The following is a 17,848-nucleotide window of genomic DNA, read 5'->3' as shown; positions in this document are numbered from 1 at the left end:
TCCTTCCGCATGCGGGTCGACGGTGACTGTTGCACTGCAACCCGGACGCGCCTCCCACTACGCTCTGACCAGCGCCGTCACGACGAGGAGACCGCATGCGAGCCGTACGCATCACCGCACCGAACGAGGCCACCGTCCTCGAGCGACCGGATCCACCGCCTGGACCGGGTGAGGTCCTCATCCGGATCGAGCGCGCCGGACTCTGCGGCACCGACGTGGCACTCTTCCGCGGCACCATGCCGTACCTCGCCGACGGACGGACGACCCTGCCGCTCCAGCCCGGCCACGAGTGGGCCGGCCGAGTGGTCACCGTGGGCGACGGCGTCAGCCGTGTGGGGCCGGGCGACCTCGTCACCGGCGACACGTTCATCGGGTGCGGCGCATGCGCTCGCTGCGCCGCCGGACACCACCACCGCTGCCCCGACCACCTCGAACTCGGCGTCCTCGGCCAGCTGGACGGCGCACTCGCGGAACTCCTCGTGCTCCCCGAGCGGGCCGTACACCGCCTCCCACCCGGTGTCGATGCGGACCTGGGCGCGATGGTCGAGCCGGCGTCGTGCTCGCTTCGCGGCATCCGACTCACCGAGACCGGCCCGGGCGACCGCGTGCTCGTCTGGGGCGCCGGGACCCTCGGCATGTTCGCCGCCCTGTTCGCCGCGGACGCCGGCGCCGAGGTGGCCGTCGCCGCGCGCCGCGAATCCGACCGGGACTTCGCCACGGGGTTCGGCCTCGAGACCCGCGACCCCGCGACGCTCGGCGACGAGCGCTTCGACGTGGTCATCGAAGCGACCGGCTCAGCCGAGGTCACGCGTCGGCTGCTCGACAACGCCACCGTCGGCGTCCGCATCGCGCTGCTCGGGGTCCCCGACGGTGACGTCGGACTCCCGTCGGGCAGACTCATCGCCCTCGATGCCGCCGTCCACGCGGTGCTCGGCGGCTCGGCCGAGATCGACGAGGCGGCACGACGGTTTGCGCTCATGGGTGACCGGATCCGCCGACTCATCGGCACCGGCATCACCCTGGACGAGGTGCCGCGGGTCCTCGCCGAGGGACTCCCCCGCGCGAGCTCCGGCGGACCGAAGACGCAGATCCATCTCTGAGCACCTCGCCGAAGCGATGCCCTCAGGCGATGGAGGCCCGGGCGGCACGTGCCATCACGACGACGATCACGAGCTGAACGGCGAAGAGGACGGCGGTCAGCACCGCTGCGGTCATCGCCGTCGGTCCGCCTTCGAGCGGCGAGACGCCGGGGATGAAGCCGATGCCGAACACGATCAGCGCGTCGAGCAGGAACGTGGCGGACACGAGAGCTGCGAGCATGCGCGAATCTTCGGTGCGGCGCGTGGTTTCGTAGATCGTGGTCATGAAAAGTAATATATCAAACAACTAACTGAAACAAAAGTGTGGAGTTCTAGTAAGTGCAATCAGGTGCGGCGACTCCCGCCTACGAGCCCTGGCTGGGATCAGACCGAGGCGCGCTCCACGAGGTCGATCGGGATCGTGGTCATCTCCGGCACTTCCTCTCCTGCGATGAGGCGGTGCAGGGTCTCGACGAGCAGCGCACCCTTGTCCGCCGTGTGCAGGTCCACGGTCGTCAACGCCGGGTAGGCGTCCACGGCGAACACGTTGTTGTCGACCGCGGTCATGGCGATCTGCGCCGGCACCGGGATCCCCCGGTCTCGAAGCACCCCGAGCGCTCCGGTCGCCATCTGCGCCGACGCCGCGAACACCGCATCGACCTGCCGGCCGTCCGCGAGGAGCCGTTCCATCGCGCGTGCGCCGCTCGTCGGCGTGAAGTCACCCTCCTCCTCGGGTCCCGGCTCGAGTCCCGCCTCGAGGAGGGCGCGCCGCCACCCGGCACGGCGGTCGATGCCGGCCGCGGTGTCGAGCGGGCCGGTGATCGTGGCGATGCGGGACCGACCGGCCTCCACCAGACGCCGGGTCGCCAGGGCGCCCGCCTCCACGTTGTCGACGTCGACGACGTGTCCAGGTGGCGTCGTCTCCTCGAGCGCCCGCACCCCGAACACGACCGGGAGGGACGTCGACAGCTTCGCGTACGCCTGCATGCTCGTGTGATGCGAGAGGACGAGCGCACCGTCCACGTTGCCGCCGGTGAGGAACCGACGGGTCTTGTCCGGGTCGACGTCGGATTCGATGAGCAGGGTCAGCGTGTAGTCGGTCGACGACGCGTACATCGCGGCACCCTGGATGACCTCGGCGAAGTAGGGGTCGGCGAAGAACTCGGCGGTGCGTTGCGGGATGACCATCGCGATCGTCTGCGCACGCCGACGCACGAGGCTGCGTGCCGCACGGTTCGGGACGTAGTGCAACTGCTCGACGGCGGCGGTCACCGACGCGACCGCCTCCGGCGTCACCTGGGAGGACCCGTTGATGACGCGGGAGGCGGTGGACTTGGAGACGCCCGCGAGCGCTGCCACCGCGATGAGCGTGGGGACGGTGGAGTCCGTCTCGGTGTCGATGGTGTGTCTCCTCAGTCGTGCCGGTGTGAAGACACTGTATGCGGCGCGGACGTCATCCCTTGACCGCGCCCTGCATGATGCCCGCCACGAGCTGCTTCCCCGCAAGGACGAAGAGGATCAGCAGCGGGATCACCGAGAGCACCGCGCCGGCGAGCACGAGCGAGTGGTCCGGGGTCTGTCCGCCGCTCGCACTCAGGGCCGCGAGCGCCGTCTGCACACTCGGGTTCCGCGGACCGAGGACGAGGAGTGGCCAGAGGAAGTCGGTCCACGCGGCCATGAAGGTGAAGAGCGCGAGGACGGCCATCGCCGGTCGGGCGGCCGGGAGCGCGACATGCCAGAAGGTGCCCCACATCGACGCGCCGTCGACGCGCGCGGCCTCGATGAGCTCGTCGGGGATGACGTCGACGAGGTACTGGCGCATGAAGAACACACCGAACGCGGTCACGAGCCCTGGCAGGATCACCGCCTGGAGCGTCCCCACCCACTCCCACTCGGCCATGAGCATGAACAACGGGATGATGCCGAGCTGCGTGGGGATGGCCATCGTGGCGATCACCGCGAGAAGCAGCCCGTTGCTGGCCCGGAACTTCAGCTTCGCGAAGGAGTAGCCGGCGAGGGTCGAGAAGAACACCACCGAGACCGTGATCGCGCCCGAGATGATGACGCTGTTCGCGAGCGCCTGCAGGAACGGGGCGGTCTCGAACACCTTCGCCGCGTTGCCGAGGAAGTTCGGGCCGGGGAGGACGGCGGGCGGCACGAGGTTCGTGTCGGAGGACTGCCGACTCGAGATCACGAACGACCACCACAACGGGAACGCCGAGATGGCGAAGAACGCGATGAGGATGGCGTAGGTGAGGATGCCCGGCCGCTCGTGGTCCTTGCCCTTGCGGTACCGCGGGGCCTCCGTGGTCGCGGTCGGTTCGGTCCGCGTGCGTTCCATCAGGGTGCTCATGCTCGTCCGCCTCGCTGGTCGGTGGTGCTCGTGGTCGTCGAACGCGAGCGGGCCGGGCTGGTGCTGACGGACCGCGTCGTGATGAGGGTGTCGCGCACCTTCGGGATCCGCACCGGACGTGCGTCGTTCGTCCGGATGGCCCTGGTGATGGCGAAGTTGATCAGGCCCGCGAGGATGATCACGAGGAACAGGATCCAGGCGGTGGCGGATGCTCGACCGAAGTCCCGTCTCGGGAAGGCGAGCTCGTACAGATACAGGACGATCGTCTGGAACTGCCGGTCGGATCCGCCGTTGCTCCGGGGGTCGAACAGCTTCGGTTCCGTGAAGATCTGCAGCCCGCCGATCGTCGAGGTGATGACGACGAAGATGAGCGTCGGGCGGATCATCGGGATCGTGATCGACCAGAACCGTCGGAGCTTGTTCGCGCCGTCCAGCGCGGCGGACTCGTAGACGTCCCGAGGGATCGCCTGCATCGCAGCGAGGAGGATGAGGGCGTTGTAGCCGGTCCACCGCCAGTTCACCATGCTCGCGATGGCGACGTGCGAGGGGAAGACGTCGAACGCCCACCGGATCGGGTCGAGCCCGAAGAGCTCGAGGAGGCCGGCGACCGGTCCGTGGTACTGGTTGAAGATCTGCAGGAAGATGACCGCGACGGCGACCGGCGCCACGATGTACGGCAGCAGGATGCTCATCCGCCAGAACGTGCGACCGCGGAGCGTCTGGTCGAGGAGGGCGGCGATCAGCGTCGCGATGACGAGCTGCGGCACCGCCGAGAGCAGGAAGATGCTGACGGTGTTGCCGAACGCGTTCCAGAAGAACGGGTCCGAGAGGACGGAGACGTAGTTGTCGAGTCCGACGAAGTCGCCCTGGCCCTTCAACAGATGCCACTCGTACAGCGACACGTTGAAGGTGTAGACGATCGGGAAGATGCCGATGAGGGCGAAGAGGATGAAGAACGGCGCGATGTACAGGTACGGCGAGGCGCGGTAGTCGAAGCGGTTCAGCTTCTGTCTGAACGTCAACGCGGCAGGTGGCCGGCGGACGGTTGCGGTGCTGGTCATGGCTCTGCCAATCCGGGAGAGGGAGCGGGAGGGGTGCCGGGGCGTCCGCGTGCGAACGGACGCCCCGGCGAGCTGCGTCGGAGAGGAGGTCAGCCGACGAGCTGGTCGAGCAGCTTGAGCGCCTCGTTCCAGGCGGTGTCACCATCGGTGATCTCGCCCTGGCTCACCCGGTCGAGGATCGGACCGAACACGTTGTCCTGGATGTTGGAGTCCTCAGGACCCTTCACCTGCGCCACGACCCCCTCCGACCGCGCGGCGAAGATCTCGCCCACCGGCGCGTCGTTGAAGAACGGGTTGGTGGAGTCCTTCACGAGCTCCTGGCCGTCGAGCGTGCTCGGGAACGGACCGGCGAGTTCGAACGATGCGGCCTGCGCCTCAGGGGATGCGAGCCAGAGGGCGAGCTCGGCCGCCTCCTCCTTGTGCTCGGAGTTCTCGGCGACGCCGAGGAACGCACCGCCCCAGTTGGCAGCGCCGCCGGGCATCACGTCGGCGAAGTCCCAACCACTGTCGGTCGTGCCCTCGTCGTAGTAGCCCTGCACGATGCCGAGCATCCAGCTCGGGCACATGTAGGTCGCGAACTTGCCCTCCTTGGCCTCCGGGCCGACGTCCCAGCCGGGAAGACCGGCACCGAGCCCGGCCTGTTCGGCCTCGACGATCTTCGCGAACTGCTCCTTCAGCACGTCGTTGCCCTCGATGTTCAGGGTCTCGCCGTCGGCCTTGTAGTAGCCCTCCTCCTGCTGGTTCACGAAGGAGTTCCAGAAGAACCGGGGGCTGTGATAGAACGCCTTCCCGGTGGCACCGACGTACTCCTCACCGACCTCGAAGAAACGGTCCCAGGTCGCGTCCTCGCCGCCGAAGTACGCAGCGACCTCGCTGCGCTCGCTCGGCAGACCGGCTGCCGCGAACAGGTCACCGCGGTAGCAGATGCCCTGCGGTCCGATGTCGAGACCGGCGCCGATCACGCGACCGTCGGCGTCCGTGCCCTGCTCGTACTTCCAGTCCAGCCAGGTGTCCTTGACGTCCTCGATGCCGTAGTCGCGAAGGTCGACGAAGGAGTCGCTGACCTCGGAGATGGTTCCGAGCCAGCCCTCCTCGATGGCCACGACGTCGCTGAGGCCGGTTCCCGCGGCGATCTTGGCGTAGGCGTCGTCGCGCGCTGCTCCACCACCCTCCAGGTTGGTGGCCTCGATGGTGATGTTGGGGTGCTCCTCCATGTACTGCTCGTAGTTGGCGTCGACGCCCATGGTGCCGAACGTGGTGACCGAGAGGGTGATCTTCTCGTCTCCGCCACCGCCGGCGGGGGAACTGCACCCCGAGGCCAGGACGGCGAGGATCGATGCCCCCGCGATGGATGCGGCGGTGATGCCGCGGCGTTTGCTGTTCACAGTCACTCCTTTGTGTGTGCGCTTCGGTGTCGGCCGGCCACCCATCCGGGATCCGCGGCGCGACGCCGTGGGAACGTTCCCACGGGCATGCAGGACACACTAAGCGCTGGGTCGGAGGAGGTCAAGAGAGCGCTCTCATTTGTTGCGGAACGGGTGCATGATCGTGAACGGTCGGTGACGTCGTGGCCATCGGGCGGGTCCCCCGTTCCGATTCGATCGGATTCATGATCGACTCATTGCCATGACCGGCTTCGATTCAGGCTTCCTCGACCTCGCCGACCAGCTGCAGTTCCCGGCACCCACCGATCCCGCCGAACTGTCGCGCCTCCGCCGTCTCGACTACACGCACTTCACCGTGCTCCTCGACCCCGACCGCCGCCTGGCAGCCGCGACAGGGGTCGACATCGACGGCGCAGCCCTCCTCGACCTCGGGCGCGGCGACGACTGGCACCTCGACGACCGCGTCCCGGTCGAGGAGCAGGCCGGCCCGGAGCTCTACGCCCGCAACGACCTCGACCGCGGCCACCTCGTGCGGCGGAGGGACCCGGTCTGGGGGCCCGTCGAGATCGCCCGGCAGGCCAACGTCGACACCTTCTGCTACACGAACGCCGCCCCGCAGGCGGCGGACTTCAACCAGTCACTCGAGCTCTGGAACGGCCTGGAGGACCTCGTCCTCGAGTACGCCTCGGCCGGGCGCCGGCGACTGTCGGTCTTCACCGGGCCGGTGTTCGCCGACACGGACCCGCTCTACCGCGGCGTGCAGATCCCGCGCCGGTTCTGGAAGGTGGCGGCGTGGTCGAACGACGGAGCGCTCGCGGCGAGCGGCTACCTCCTCGACCAGTCGGCGCAGCTCGACGACCTCGACCTCGGCCGGTCCAGTGCGATCGACGACACGCAGGATGCCACCGCCGTGCCCCCACTCGGCCCGTTCCGCACCTTCCAGCTGCCGATCCTCGACCTCGCGAGCGTCACCGGTCTCGACTTCGGCGCCCTCGCCTCCGCCGACGTCCTCGAGCCGGCTCCCGCGACAGTGCGTCCCGACACCGACACCTGGATCGAGCTGAGCGGGCCGTCCGACCTGCGGTTCTGAGGCAGGTCCGGAACCTCGACCCAGACCCCTACCGACGCTCGAGCGCCGCGCCGATGACCCGGAGGCTCTCGATGAGCACCGCCACCTGCTCATGGCTGAGCCCGGCGAGCATCGCGTTCTCGTCGTCCACCAGCCGCCGCATCGCCTCGTCGACCCGCTGCTGACCGAGGGTCGTCAGGACGACGATCTTGCTCCGGCCGTCGGCCTCGTTCTTCTGCCGGGCGACGAGCGAGCGAGCGGCCAGACGATCGAGCTGGCTCGCGAGGTTGCCGCTCGTGATGCCCAGTCGGGTGGCGAGTATGGACGGCGTCAGCCCGTCCGCTCCGTGCTGGCGGAGGATGGAGAGGAACTCGAACTCCCACGGCCGCAGGTTGCTCGCGGCGAACGACAGGCGTCGGACCTCCTGCAGGTGCGGCACGAGCCGGCGGAGGCGGGACACCACGTCGAGCGGTGCGAAGTCCACGTCGGGCAACGCGTTCGCCCAGGCGTCGATGACGATGTCGACGTCGTCGTCATCACCCTTCGCCATCGCCTGCCTCCCTCGCGTCCTGCCTACACCAACGCTACCGTGGGCCGCCGCCGATCCAGACGGTGGGCGGTTCCATCCACCCTGTGCTATCGCGCACGACGAGCCGTCAGCGGACGGAGAGCGCCGCCAGGCCGTCGACGAGGAGACCGACCCCGAAGGCGAACGCCTGTGCCTGGTCCTCCTGGCCGAGCGGATCCGTCGCAGCGTCAGCCAGCACGCCGACGCTGTCGTACTGCATCCGTTGCTGCTCGTGCGACACGTGCCCGAGGATGAAGTGGAGCAGCACCGTGCCCGCACGTCGACTCGTCGCCTCGTCGAACCCGGCCACCGATACCGCGTCCGTCAGCCGGGTGAGCGCCCGCCCGGAACCGAGCCCGAGCGCGTAGGTGCTCGACACCACCTCGGCCCCGTCGCGATAGGCGAGGAGGGCGTCACGCAGCGCCTCCGCCTCCACCCGCGTCCGCTCGCGCCAATCGGAACCGGCCTCGGACACGGCGTCCACCGGTGCCGGGTGGGCATCGACGATCCGGTCGGCGAGCTCGGCGATGAGGGTCTGCTTGTTCTCGAAGTGCCAGTACAACGCGCTCGGCTGGACGTCGAGCGACGCGGCGAGGCGGCGCATCGTGAGGTCTGCCAGGCCGTGATCGTCGAGGATGCGGAGGGCCACCTGAGCCACATCGTCGCGCCGATGGCGACGCACTGTTTCGGGACCGGACATGAGCACCACTATAGTGAACGCTGTTCAGGTGAACACCGTTCAGGTGCGAGCCACCCGCCCCAGGCGAACCGACCATCCCGACGAAGGACCCAGCATGAGCAGACTCCGGATCGACGCGACCGACATCGCACGCATCGCCGTGTTCGCCGCCATCGTGGCCGCCCTGGGCCTGCCCGGCGCGTTCTCGGTGCTCGGCGCGGTGCCCATCACGGCGCAGACCCTCGGCGTCATGCTCGCCGGCGCGATCCTCGGCCCGTGGCGCGGCATGCTCTCCATGCTGGTGCTGCTGGCCCTCGTCGCCATCGGCCTGCCCCTCCTGTCCGGCGGTCGCGGCGGGATCGGCGTCTTCGTCGGACCGAGCGCGGGGTACCTCCTCGGCTGGATCGTCGGCGTCTTCGTGATCGGGCTCATCGTGCACGCCGGCGGGCGTCGGCTGCGCTGGTGGCGCACCGCGCTCGGCGTCTTCGTCGGCGGCATCGGCGTCATCTACGCGTTCGGCATCCCGGTGCAGTCGCTCGTCACCCGCCTGCCACTCGGCGAGACCGCCCTGCAGAGCCTCGTGTTCGTGCCCGGCGACCTCGTGAAGGTCGTGCTCGCGACGGTCATCACGATGACGCTCGCCCGCGCCTACCCGCGCGCGTTCCGCAACGCGGCCGGCGCCGGCTCCACGCGTCCCGGCGAGCCCGCCCGGATCGGATGACCGTGCGCTCAGGGCACCTCGTCCCGCTGCGCGGCGGGGCGCCGACCGACCTCGTCCGTCGGGCGCTCGAGGTGCGGGCGGCCGGCGGCGTGCCGTTGATCGGCGACGACCGGTGGAGCGAGTCGTACTGGCGTTCCGTCCGCGACCGCAGCACCGCGTCCGGTCCACAGCCTGGCCAGGGGTGGGCGACGCTGACCTCCGGCACCACGGGCGAGCCGCGCATCGTGCTCAGGACCGCCGAGTCGTGGGCGGACTCCTTCCCGGCCGTCGGCGCGCTGCTCGACCTCGGGCCGGACGACGTCCTGGCGCTGTCATCGCCGCCCGCGTCGTCGCTGTCGCTGTTCTCGGTCGCCCATGCGGCCGCCGTCGGCTGCTCGCTCGCCCTCCCGACCACCCACGCGCTCACCGCCGACGACGCCCGTGACGCGACCCGGTTCCACGGGACCCCGAACGGCCTCCGGGCACTGCTCGACGGCGAGGTGCCGCCCCGCCTCCGGGTGGCGTTGATCGGAGGCGCCTCACTCGACCCCGCACTCCGCGCCAGGGCGGATGGCCTCGGCATCCGTGTCGTGTCCTACTACGGAGCCGCCGAGCTCTCCTTCGTGGCGGTCGACGACGGTGTCGATCCGGATCGGCCGGGCCTCCGCGGGTTCCCCGGCGTCGAGCTCGAGGTGCGCGACGACGACGTCCTCTGGGTCCGATCGCCGTTTGTCGCGACCGGGTACCTCGAGGGCTCGGGCCCGCTCCGACGCGACGGCGACTGGTCCACCGTCGGCGACCGCGCACGGATCGACGACGGGATCGTCACGCTCCTCGGCCGATCCGACGATGCGATCCTCACGGCCGCGGCGACCGTCATCCCCGCCGATGTCGAGGAGGCTCTGCGCCGACTCGACGAGGTGGACGACGCCGTCGTGCTCGGTCTGCCGAACGCCGGGGTCGGATCGCTCGTGACGGCCGTGTTGGAACTGCACCCGGGCGCGCGTCCGACCCGCGCGATGCTCCGCGACGCCCTCGCACCGTTGCTGCCGCCGACCCATCGGCCCCGACGGTGGTTTGTCGTCGACGAGCTGCCCCGCACCGTCACCGGCAAGGCCGCCCGCGCGGAGCTCGCCGACCGACTCGCGGCAGGGACGGTGGCGTCCCTTGACTGAGTCGCACGCCCTCCCGCGCATCGTCGCGGCCCGACGGACGCCGATCGCGACGCGCGGGCGCGCCCTCGCCGCACTCACGGTCGAGCAGCTGGCGGTCCCCGTCGTCCGCGCCGTGCAGGACGATGCGACGCACGTCCTGGGCCTGCCGCCGGTGGTGGCGGACGTCGTCCTCGGGAACTGCATGGGCCCCGGCGGCAACCCGGCCCGCATCGCCGCGCTCGGGGCCGGCCTCGGCTTCGACGTTCCAGGGCTCACCGTCGACCGGCAGTGCGGCAGCGGCCTCGCGGCGATCATCGAGGCGTCCACGGCGATCAGCGCCGGCGACCATCGGCCACGGATCGCCGGCGGGGTCGAGAGCGCGTCGACCGCGCCGACCCGCTCCGTCGACGGCATCGCCTACGCACGCGCACCGTTCGCACCGGCGGGTTGGCACGACCCCGACATGACCCGCGCCGCGGAGGACCTCGCCGAGCACGACGGGATCTCCCGCGAACGCCAGGACGCCTACGCGGCGCGGAGCACGCACCGTGCGGCGGGCGCCGTCGCCGCCGGGCGGTTCACCGACGAGCTCGTCGCGCTGATCGGGGCGGCGGAGCACGATGAGGCGCCGCGCAGCGGGATCGAGCGGCTCCTCCCCCGGTTCACCCCGCTCTTCTCCGAAGGCTCACTCACCGCAGGCAACACCTGCCGGGTGAGCGACGGTGCGGCCGCCGTGCTCGTCATGCCCGGCGGGCCCGCCCACGGGAGCACGACGCCCGGCCTCGCCGTCCGGGCACACGCCGTCGTCGGCTGCGACCCGGCACTCCCGGGGATCGGGGCCGCGCCGGCGATCCTCGACGCCCTCGATCGGGCCGGCGTGGACCTCGCGCAGGTCGCCGCGTTCGAGATCGTGGAGGCGTTCGCGGCCCAGACGCTCGCCGTGCTCGACCGACTCGGTGTCGCCGAGGACGACGAGCGTCTCTGCGCCGACGGTGGCGCCCTCGCGCTCGGTCATCCGTGGGGCGCGAGCGGTGCGGTCGCCGTGGTCCGCCTGTTCTCGCGGCTCGTCCGCGGCGGGGCTCCGGCGGGCACGATCGGGGTGGCGGCGGCCTCGGTCGGCGGCGGTCTCGGCGTCGCCGCGGTGTTCGAGGTCGTGCGATGATCGGGGACATCGACCAGTCATCCGCCATCCGTCTCGACGGCGTCACCGCTCGTCTCGGCGACACCGTCGCACTCGACGACGTGACGCTCCACCTCGACGACGCGCGCATCGCGGTCATCGGCGCGAACGGCTCGGGCAAGTCCACGTTCGCCCGGCTCGTCGGCGGCCTCACGCGAGCGACCGCCGGCAGTGTCCAGGTCCACGGGGTCGACGCCGCGAAGGACACGGCGACCCTTCGACGACTCGTCAGCATCGTGTTCAGTAACCCGGACGCACAGATCGTCATGCCGACGGTGGCGGAGGACGTCGCGTTCTCCCTCCGCGGCACGAAGGCGTCGAAGGCCGACATCGCCGCGCAGGTCGCCGATGCGCTCGACGAGTTCGGCCTGACTGCCCTCGCCGACCGGTCCGCCTACGAACTCTCCGGCGGCCAGAAGCAGTTGCTGGCGCTCTGCGGGGCCGTGATCCGCCGGCCGGCGCTGCTCATCGCCGATGAACCCACCGCTTACCTCGATGCCCGCAACAGCGCCGCCGTCGCCGATCACCTCCTCCACCCCGAGGCAGGCCATCAGCTCCTCCTCGTCACCCATGACCTGGAGCTCGCCGCCCGCTGCGACACCGCGCTGCTCTTCGACGGTGGGCGGGTCGTCGCGCAGGGAGCACCGGACGACGTGATCGCGGCCTACCGCGCGAGTCTGCGGGCGTGACCGCGTGATCACCCTCTACCGTCCCGGCTCCGGCTGGCTCCACCGCGCGCCGGCCGGCCCGAAGGCGCTCGGCATCCTCGTCGTGGTGCTCGCGATCTCGCTCCTGCCGACGAGTTGGTGGACCGCTGGCATCGCCACCACGGTGACCGTCCTCGCCTACCTCGTCTCGGGCCTCGGCCTCGGCGAGCTCGGACGGCAGCTCCTGCTCATCCGCTGGATCATCACGATCACGGTGGCCGGCCAACTGCTGTTCCTCGACGTCGAGTCCGCCGTGTCGAACACCTCCCGGATCGTCGCCGCCATCCTGCTCGCGGCGCTCCTGGTGCTGAGCACGCGGGTCGCCGACCTGCTCGACGCCTTCGAGCGCGTCCTCCAGCCCCTGGGTCGCTTCGGTGTCGACCCCTCGCGCATCGCACTGATGCTCGCCGTCGCCATCAACACGGTGCCCGTCCTCGCCCGCTTGGCCACGAGCGTCCGGGAAGCGCAGCGGGCGCGTGGGGCCGGGTCGAACCTGGTGACCTTCGTCGTGCCGTTCCTCGTGGTGTCGCTGAAGCACGCCGACGAGCTCGGTGAGGCCCTCACCGCCCGGGGCGTCCGATGAGCGGCGACGACACCGTGCGCGTCCTCGGCAAGACGGTCGACGACGAGACGCGCTGCGTCCACTACGCGACCGCGCTCGACGTCATCGCGATCCGCTTCGCCTGCTGCGGCGAGTACTACCCGTGCCACCTGTGCCACGCGGAGTGCGCCGACCACCCGGCCGAGCAGTGGCCGCGCGAGCAGCGCGACCGCGAAGCGATCCTGTGCGGCGTGTGCTCGACGGAACTGACGATCGAGCGCTACCTGGAAGTCGACGGCTGCCCGAACTGCGACGCCCGGTTCAATCCGGGCTGCCGCCTGCACTCGGCGTACTACTTCCAGCCGTGACCGCCCGCCGGTAGACGCGGTTGCGGGCGGCGAGGATCGCGGCACCGATCGCGGCGGCGATGAGCGAGCCGGCGAGCACACCGACCTTGACGTGGTCGTCGGACTCGCTGCCGACACCGAAGGACAGTTCACCGACGAGCAGCGACACCGTGAATCCGATGCCCGCGACGAACGCCATGCCGACGAGGTCGACCCAACGGATCGACGGGTCGAGGCCGAGGCCGGGCAGTCGAGTGACGAGGAACGTCGTCACCAGGATGCCGATCGGCTTGCCGAGGACGAGCCCGGCGATGATCCCGAGCGCGATGGTGTCCTGGAACGACTCGACGAGCCCGGAGATCCCGCCGATGACCACGCCCGCGGAGAAGAAGGCGAATATCGGGACGGCGACCGCCGTGGAGACGACGCTCCAGCGGTCGGCGAAGTGCGCGGCGAGGCCTTCGTAGACCGGGCGCCCCTCGGCGGTGGTCCCCACCTGGACGCGGGCGCGCTTGGTCGAGAAGACGGGCACCATGAAGCCGAGCAGCACGCCGGCGACGGTCGCGTGGATACCGGAGGCGTGGATGAGCGCCCAGGTGCACAGACCGAGCGGGATGAGCACCCACCATGCCCGGACGCCGCGCTGGACGAGCACGGCGAAGATCGCGAGCGGCACGGCCGCGAGCGCCAGGGGCAGGAACTCGATGTGGTCGGTGTAGAAGATCGCGATGATGCTGATGGCGATGAGGTCGTCCACCACGGCGAGCGTGAGCAGGAAGGTCCGCAGTGCCGGCGGCAGGAACTTGCCGACCACCGCGATCACCGCGACGGCGAACGCGATGTCCGTGGCGGCCGGGATCGCCCAGCCCTGCAATGCGTCGGGCCCTGCGCTCAGGTTCACGAGGACGTAGATGACGGCGGGCACGGCCACGCCGCCGACCGCAGCGGCGATGGGGAGTACCGCGGTCTTGGGGTTACGGAGCTTGCCGGCGACGAACTCCTCCTTGAGCTCCAGACCGACGACGAAGAAGAAGATCGCGAGGAGCCCGTCGGCCGCCCAGGCACCGACGGAGAGGTTCAGATGGAGCGCCTCCGGACCGAAGGTGAAGTCGCGAACGCTCAGGTAGAACTCGGAGGCACCGGTGTTGGCGAGAACGAGCGCGAGTGCGGTGGCGACGACGAGGAGGGCGCCACCGACGGTGTCCTGTTGGAGCGTCTGGTGGATGCCACGCCAGATCGAGTGCGGGGCCTGGTCGGCCGGCAGGTCGTGGGAGCGGTGAGCGTCGGGCATACGGATCCTTCGGGGGAGGGTTCGGTCGAGCAGCAGAGCGATCCCGATCGATCGCCCGCCGACCAGACTTCCCGGCGCACCAGCCTCCAGTCTAGGCGATCGGGTCCGGGATCGGCCGGGAACCCTGCGCGGGCGGCCCGCGCGGTGCTTGGATGCATCCATGAGTTCATCACCACCAACCGGCGCCCACCAGGACGAACCGCACCGCGGTGACCTCGCGGGCCGCTTGAACTGGCTCCGTGCTGGTGTACTCGGCGCGAACGACGGCATCGTCTCCGTCGCGTCCCTCGTCGTCGGTGTCGCCGGTGCCACGACCGACAGCGCCCCGCTCCTCGCAGCGGGTGTCGCGGGGCTCGTCGGTGGCGCGATCTCCATGGCCCTCGGCGAGTACGTGTCGGTGAGCAGCCAGCGGGACAGTCAGCGGGCCCTCATCGCGAAGGAGCGGCGGGAGCTCTCCGACGACCCCGAGGCGGAGCTCGCGGAACTCGCCGGGATCTACGAGGCGAAGGGGCTCCAGCCGACGACCGCGAGGCGGGTCGCCGAGGAGCTGACCGCACACGACCCGCTCACGGCGCACCTCGAGGCCGAACTCGGCATCACCGAGGACGCGGTCGTCAGCCCGTGGGCGGCCGCCGGCGCCTCGGCGCTCGCCTTCACGGTCGGGGCGCTGCTCCCCCTGCTCGCGATCCTGCTGCCGCCGCCCGAGGTGCGCGTCCCGATCACCTTCGTCGTCGTGCTCATCGCGCTGGCACTCACCGGCTTCACGAGCGCGAGGATCGGCGGCAACCCGGCGATCCGCCCGACCGTCCGGGTCGTGGTCGGCGGAGCGCTCGCCCTCGCAGCCACCTTCGCGATCGGCACCCTGCTCGGCACGAGCGGCGTGGTCTGATGGCCGGGGTCCTGGCAGTCGAGGACGAACCGACGACGGGTGCACTGGTGCTGTGTGGTCCGGGGAGTTCTCTGGGAGTCTGCTGGAGCCCCGCCCGGACGTCGAGCTCCCGGGTGTAGAAGTGAAGGGCGTCCACCAGGTCGCCCTGTCGGATTCGATCAGTGCGGATCGACAGCCCGAAGAACATGTGAGGAGCACCATATGAGCGCAGGAGACAAGATCAGGAACGCCGCCGAAGACCTCGCGGGCAAGGCCAAAGAGGCCGTCGGCAAGGCGACAGACAACGACAAGCTCGTCGCGGAGGGCAAGGCCGACCAGGCCAAGTCCGACGTGAAGCAGGCCGGTGAGAACGTGAAGGACGCGTTCAAGAACTGACCTCCCGATCACACGAACGCCGGTGCCCCGCCCTCGCGGGTCACCGGCGTTCGTCTGTCTGCGAGACGCCGACTCGGCTCACCCCCGGTCCCTGACCCCCTCCCCCGGTCCCTGGCTCCCCTACCCGGTCCCTGGCTCCCCTCCTCCGGTCCCTGGCTCCCCTCCCCGGTCCCTGAGCTTGTCGAAGGGCCCACGGAAAACCCCGCCAATCCGGCCGATCTCCCCCGGCCCCTGAGCCTGTCGAAGGGCACGCGAGGAGCTTCCCGTTCCGGTGATCTTCCTCCGGTCCCCGAGCTTGTCGAAGGGCCCACGAGGGACCTCCTGCTCCGGTGATCTTCTTCCGGTCCCTGAGCTTGTCGAAGGGCACACGAGCAACTTCCACAGTCCCCCAACTCAGCAGCTGGTGGAGTTCTCGGACGAGTACGCGGAGATCCAACGGCTGCGGGCGGCCCTCGATGCGCGAGAGGCGCGCTTGCTTGCTCGCTCCGCCGCATATGCGGACGCGCTCGCCGACTCGGTCGTCCCGGCGATCTTCCCGCCGGCCGAGCGACTGGCCTTGTCGCGCCGCTCCACCTGCGCAGCCCTCGCGATGGCGACCCGCACGCCCGAGCAGACTGTGCAGCGGGCGACGAACGATGCCGAGCATCTCGTGAACGACGCACCCGCCGTGCTGGCCTCGCTCGAGGCGGGTCGTATCAGGGCATCATCGAGCGCGTCGAAGCAGCCGCCACGGAGTCACGCAAGGCGGGCGACACCCGCACTTGCGCCCAACTGCAGGCCGACGCCCTCGCGGCGCTCGCCCTGACCGGTGTCACACCCGACGACGTCATGTCGAGCCAGGTCCTCCCTCACCCGATCGAGGTCCAGGAGCACATCAAGCCGACCGTGCAGATCACCGTTCCGGCGCTGAGCATGGCCGGCGTCAGCGACGCCCCGGCCACGCTCGACGGGTACGGGCCAATCGACCCCGCAACCGCCGCGCGTATCGCGGTGAACGCACCCAGCTTCACCCGGATCCTCGTCCAACCGGAAACCGGTGCGATCCTCTCCGTCGGACGCAACCAGTACCGCGTTCCCGCCGACCTGCAGCGCGCAGTGCGCCTCCGGGACGGCACCTGTCGGGCACCGGGCTGCGGCAGGCGAGCCCGGGCTTGCGACCTCGATCATTCGGTCGCCTGGGAAGACGGCGGGACAACGGATGTCGGCAACCTTGCCTGCCTGTGTCGACATCACCACCGGATGAAGCATCCGCCCGGATGGAACCTCGACCACGGGCCCGGCGGGGTCCTCGAGTGGACGACACCCGACGGGAAACACCATCGCACCGAACCCGATCCTGCACCGTTCTGAGCCTGTCGACGTGTCGGAGGGTTCCTCGTGGGCACTTCGACAGGCTCAGTGACCGGGGGAGGTGTGCCCGGAACGCTTCGGTCCCTGCGCTGCGCCTATCGACGTGTCGAAGGGTTCCTCGTGGGCACTTCGACACGCTCAGTGACCAGGCTGGAGTGCGCTCGCAAGCTTTCCGGTCCCTGAGCCTGTCGAAGGGCACTCCGGTTGCGTCACCTCAGTGACCGGGAGAGGTTCACCGAGAACGCTCCGGTCCCTGAGCAGGGCTGCAGTACAGCTAGTCCTTGATGAGCAGGATCGGGTCGCCGTCGAAGGAGTCGTACGGGTTCGGGTCGGTGAAACCGCCGTCGTACATGAGGCCTGCCGGAGCCTTGCCACCGGCGGGAGCCGCCGCGACGTAGCACTGCGTGATCGGCGCGCCAGCATCGAACTCCTCGGTGAACGACTCGGATCCGCACTCGTCCCACCCGATGAGCGTGGCCTCCTGGACCTTCTCGCCATCGGCGTCGACGGGCGAGAAGGAGGTCGCGTCGCTGTTGAACGCCACCGGGTCGCCCGACACCTTGGTCATCTCGAGCCGGATGAGCGTGATGTCGTAGCCGTCGAGTTCCCCGCCGTCGAACTGCGTCTTGAGGAACGCGACCTGGTCGGCCGTCGCGGGGGTGACCTCGGTCAGCTTCGCGCTGATGAGTGCGGTGACGCCGTCGGTGCCCTGCGACTCGTAGACGATCGGCTCGTCGATCCCGACCTGCGCTCCAGGCTCGGTGACCTCACCGTCCGCTGATCCGGTCGAGGTCGGCTTCGACGTGGCAGACGACGAAGCCTTCTCCGTCGGCTTCGCGCCGGGGGCCGACGGCGTGGAGCATCCGGCCAGCACGAGCATGGCTGCGACGGGGAGGGTGATCAGGGCGGTGACGCGGGAGAGCTGCATCGGGATTCCTTTCGGCGGCGGACTCCAGCAGTCTGTCCCGCGCGCCGTTGCCGCGCGATGGGGACAACTCCCCACCGGGGCGGCCGGGCTCCTGCCGTGGGGTCCCGGCAGGATCCCCCGCGGCCTCTCAGGAATCTCTCTGCTGGCGTTCATCCGAGCGGCGGACGATGAGACGACGCGCCAGGTTGTCGC

At 70.1% G+C, this 17,848-nt stretch carries 21 protein-coding genes; 12 read left to right on the top strand and 9 right to left on the bottom strand.

All coding sequences use genetic code 11. The annotated features are described in order from the left end of the window. The first annotated feature begins 95 nt into the window (after positions 1-95). The gene (locus ACQG07_RS14950) at positions 96-1,100 is read left to right on the top strand and encodes a zinc-dependent alcohol dehydrogenase (RefSeq protein WP_426738669.1); all 1,005 of its coding nucleotides are present in this window, start codon (positions 96-98) and stop codon (positions 1,098-1,100) included. Between the two features lie 22 nt (positions 1,101-1,122). Here ACQG07_RS14950 and ACQG07_RS14945 read toward each other — a convergent pair whose 3' ends face one another. From ACQG07_RS14945 to ACQG07_RS14925, 5 genes are all read right to left on the bottom strand, one after another. Beyond that, positions 1,123-1,365: a hypothetical protein gene (locus ACQG07_RS14945; protein WP_159877018.1), complete on the bottom strand. Its 243-nt coding sequence runs from the start codon at positions 1,363-1,365 to the stop codon at positions 1,123-1,125. A gap of 98 nt (positions 1,366-1,463) precedes the next feature. Beyond that, positions 1,464-2,438, bottom strand: coding sequence for a LacI family DNA-binding transcriptional regulator (locus ACQG07_RS14940; protein WP_426738668.1), 975 nt, complete (start codon positions 2,436-2,438; stop codon positions 1,464-1,466). Between the two features lie 94 nt (positions 2,439-2,532). Then, the gene (locus ACQG07_RS14935) at positions 2,533-3,432 is read right to left on the bottom strand and encodes a carbohydrate ABC transporter permease (protein WP_079704633.1); all 900 of its coding nucleotides are present in this window, start codon (positions 3,430-3,432) and stop codon (positions 2,533-2,535) included. Then, on the bottom strand, positions 3,429-4,493 hold the full coding sequence (locus tag ACQG07_RS14930; protein ID WP_124768239.1) for a carbohydrate ABC transporter permease: 1,065 nt from the start codon (positions 4,491-4,493) through the stop codon (positions 3,429-3,431). The genes ACQG07_RS14935 and ACQG07_RS14930 overlap by 4 nt, the downstream gene beginning before the upstream one ends. Before the next feature lie 89 nt (positions 4,494-4,582). After that, positions 4,583-5,884 (bottom strand): ABC transporter substrate-binding protein, encoded by a 1,302-nt coding sequence (locus ACQG07_RS14925; RefSeq protein WP_425313568.1) that lies wholly within the window; start codon positions 5,882-5,884, stop codon positions 4,583-4,585. 235 nt (positions 5,885-6,119) lie between these two features. Here ACQG07_RS14925 and ACQG07_RS14920 point away from each other — a divergent pair, with 235 nt between their 5' ends. After that, entirely contained in the window at positions 6,120-6,968 is an 849-nt protein-coding gene (locus ACQG07_RS14920; protein WP_426738667.1) for a DNA/RNA non-specific endonuclease, read from the top strand. 28 nt (positions 6,969-6,996) lie between these two features. Here ACQG07_RS14920 and ACQG07_RS14915 read toward each other — a convergent pair whose 3' ends face one another. Further along, positions 6,997-7,497: a MarR family winged helix-turn-helix transcriptional regulator gene (locus ACQG07_RS14915; RefSeq protein ID WP_079704629.1), complete on the bottom strand. Its 501-nt coding sequence runs from the start codon at positions 7,495-7,497 to the stop codon at positions 6,997-6,999. 106 nt (positions 7,498-7,603) lie between these two features. Continuing rightward, on the bottom strand, positions 7,604-8,215 hold the full coding sequence (locus ACQG07_RS14910; RefSeq protein ID WP_079704628.1) for a TetR/AcrR family transcriptional regulator C-terminal domain-containing protein: 612 nt from the start codon (positions 8,213-8,215) through the stop codon (positions 7,604-7,606). A 94-nt stretch (positions 8,216-8,309) separates the two neighbouring features. Between ACQG07_RS14910 and ACQG07_RS14905 the strand changes: the two genes are divergently transcribed. The 6 genes from ACQG07_RS14905 to ACQG07_RS14880 are packed head-to-tail and all read left to right on the top strand — an operon-like array spanning position 8,310 to position 12,844. Further along, positions 8,310-8,915: a biotin transporter BioY gene (locus tag ACQG07_RS14905; RefSeq protein WP_085511169.1), complete on the top strand. Its 606-nt coding sequence runs from the start codon at positions 8,310-8,312 to the stop codon at positions 8,913-8,915. After that, positions 8,912-10,069 carry a class I adenylate-forming enzyme family protein gene (locus tag ACQG07_RS14900; protein ID WP_426738666.1) on the top strand — a complete coding sequence of 386 codons (1,158 nt, stop codon included), beginning with the start codon at positions 8,912-8,914 and terminating at the stop codon, positions 10,067-10,069. The genes ACQG07_RS14905 and ACQG07_RS14900 overlap by 4 nt, the downstream gene beginning before the upstream one ends. Continuing rightward, positions 10,062-11,210, top strand: a complete 1,149-nt coding sequence (locus ACQG07_RS14895) for a thiolase family protein (RefSeq protein WP_426738665.1) — start codon at positions 10,062-10,064, stop codon at positions 11,208-11,210. Before ACQG07_RS14900 ends, ACQG07_RS14895 begins: the two co-directional genes overlap by 8 nt. Next, entirely contained in the window at positions 11,207-11,917 is a 711-nt protein-coding gene (locus tag ACQG07_RS14890) for an energy-coupling factor ABC transporter ATP-binding protein (RefSeq protein ID WP_229939330.1), read from the top strand. The genes ACQG07_RS14895 and ACQG07_RS14890 overlap by 4 nt, the downstream gene beginning before the upstream one ends. A gap of 4 nt (positions 11,918-11,921) precedes the next feature. Next, on the top strand, positions 11,922-12,518 hold the full coding sequence (locus tag ACQG07_RS14885; protein ID WP_124768225.1) for an energy-coupling factor transporter transmembrane component T family protein: 597 nt from the start codon (positions 11,922-11,924) through the stop codon (positions 12,516-12,518). Further along, complete coding sequence (locus tag ACQG07_RS14880) at positions 12,515-12,844, top strand: CHY zinc finger protein (RefSeq protein ID WP_426738664.1); 330 nt, start codon at positions 12,515-12,517, stop codon at positions 12,842-12,844. Before ACQG07_RS14885 ends, ACQG07_RS14880 begins: the two co-directional genes overlap by 4 nt. Here ACQG07_RS14880 and nhaA read toward each other — a convergent pair. Then, a complete protein-coding gene (gene nhaA, locus ACQG07_RS14875; protein WP_426738663.1) occupies positions 12,798-14,114 on the bottom strand; it encodes a Na+/H+ antiporter NhaA in 1,317 nt (438 codons plus the stop codon). The two genes, ACQG07_RS14880 and nhaA, sit on opposite strands and share 47 nt — an antisense overlap. Before the next feature lie 160 nt (positions 14,115-14,274). On the opposite strand from nhaA, the gene ACQG07_RS14870 reads away from it, so the two are divergent. The 4 genes from ACQG07_RS14870 (at position 14,275) to ACQG07_RS14855 (ending at position 16,728) form a co-directional block, all read left to right on the top strand. Next, on the top strand, positions 14,275-15,003 hold the full coding sequence (locus ACQG07_RS14870; RefSeq protein WP_426738662.1) for a VIT1/CCC1 transporter family protein: 729 nt from the start codon (positions 14,275-14,277) through the stop codon (positions 15,001-15,003). A gap of 201 nt (positions 15,004-15,204) precedes the next feature. Continuing rightward, the gene (locus tag ACQG07_RS14865; RefSeq protein ID WP_426738661.1) at positions 15,205-15,378 is read left to right on the top strand and encodes a CsbD family protein; all 174 of its coding nucleotides are present in this window, start codon (positions 15,205-15,207) and stop codon (positions 15,376-15,378) included. 403 nt (positions 15,379-15,781) lie between these two features. Then, positions 15,782-16,183, top strand: a complete 402-nt coding sequence (locus ACQG07_RS14860) for a hypothetical protein (protein ID WP_426738660.1) — start codon at positions 15,782-15,784, stop codon at positions 16,181-16,183. Further along, complete coding sequence (locus ACQG07_RS14855; protein ID WP_426738688.1) at positions 16,081-16,728, top strand: HNH endonuclease signature motif containing protein; 648 nt, start codon at positions 16,081-16,083, stop codon at positions 16,726-16,728. The genes ACQG07_RS14860 and ACQG07_RS14855 overlap by 103 nt, the downstream gene beginning before the upstream one ends. A gap of 274 nt (positions 16,729-17,002) precedes the next feature. Here the strand turns inward: ACQG07_RS14855 and ACQG07_RS14850 are convergent, their stop codons facing one another. After that, positions 17,003-17,656, bottom strand: coding sequence for a hypothetical protein (locus tag ACQG07_RS14850; protein WP_426738659.1), 654 nt, complete (start codon positions 17,654-17,656; stop codon positions 17,003-17,005). Positions 17,657-17,848 lie beyond the last annotated feature (192 nt).

It is taken from the genome of Plantibacter sp. 2H11-2, assembly GCF_050031945.1.
GTDB classification, from domain to species: domain Bacteria; phylum Actinomycetota; class Actinomycetes; order Actinomycetales; family Microbacteriaceae; genus Plantibacter; species Plantibacter auratus.
This window is presented reverse-complemented; position numbering and strand designations above follow the sequence as displayed.

What these genes read in the sequence shown, in the direction of transcription:
- ACQG07_RS14930 (WP_124768239.1), bottom strand. Translation starts at nt 4,493, where the DNA reads ATGACCAGCACCGCAACCGTCCGCCGGCCACCTGCCGCGTTGACGTTC.
- ACQG07_RS14915 (WP_079704629.1), bottom strand. Translation starts at nt 7,497, where the DNA reads ATGGCGAAGGGTGATGACGACGACGTCGACATCGTCATCGACGCCTGG.
- ACQG07_RS14880 (WP_426738664.1), top strand. Translation starts at nt 12,515, where the DNA reads ATGAGCGGCGACGACACCGTGCGCGTCCTCGGCAAGACGGTCGACGAC.
- nhaA (WP_426738663.1), bottom strand. Translation starts at nt 14,114, where the DNA reads ATGCCCGACGCTCACCGCTCCCACGACCTGCCGGCCGACCAGGCCCCG.
- ACQG07_RS14910 (WP_079704628.1), bottom strand. Translation starts at nt 8,215, where the DNA reads ATGTCCGGTCCCGAAACAGTGCGTCGCCATCGGCGCGACGATGTGGCT.
- ACQG07_RS14920 (WP_426738667.1), top strand. Translation starts at nt 6,120, where the DNA reads ATGACCGGCTTCGATTCAGGCTTCCTCGACCTCGCCGACCAGCTGCAG.
- ACQG07_RS14850 (WP_426738659.1), bottom strand. Translation starts at nt 17,656, where the DNA reads ATGCAGCTCTCCCGCGTCACCGCCCTGATCACCCTCCCCGTCGCAGCC.
- ACQG07_RS14890 (WP_229939330.1), top strand. Translation starts at nt 11,207, where the DNA reads ATGATCGGGGACATCGACCAGTCATCCGCCATCCGTCTCGACGGCGTC.
- ACQG07_RS14900 (WP_426738666.1), top strand. Translation starts at nt 8,912, where the DNA reads ATGACCGTGCGCTCAGGGCACCTCGTCCCGCTGCGCGGCGGGGCGCCG.
- ACQG07_RS14950 (WP_426738669.1), top strand. Translation starts at nt 96, where the DNA reads ATGCGAGCCGTACGCATCACCGCACCGAACGAGGCCACCGTCCTCGAG.
- ACQG07_RS14865 (WP_426738661.1), top strand. Translation starts at nt 15,205, where the DNA reads ATGAGCGCAGGAGACAAGATCAGGAACGCCGCCGAAGACCTCGCGGGC.
- ACQG07_RS14945 (WP_159877018.1), bottom strand. Translation starts at nt 1,365, where the DNA reads ATGACCACGATCTACGAAACCACGCGCCGCACCGAAGATTCGCGCATG.
- ACQG07_RS14905 (WP_085511169.1), top strand. Translation starts at nt 8,310, where the DNA reads ATGAGCAGACTCCGGATCGACGCGACCGACATCGCACGCATCGCCGTG.
- ACQG07_RS14935 (WP_079704633.1), bottom strand. Translation starts at nt 3,432, where the DNA reads ATGAGCACCCTGATGGAACGCACGCGGACCGAACCGACCGCGACCACG.
- ACQG07_RS14870 (WP_426738662.1), top strand. Translation starts at nt 14,275, where the DNA reads ATGAGTTCATCACCACCAACCGGCGCCCACCAGGACGAACCGCACCGC.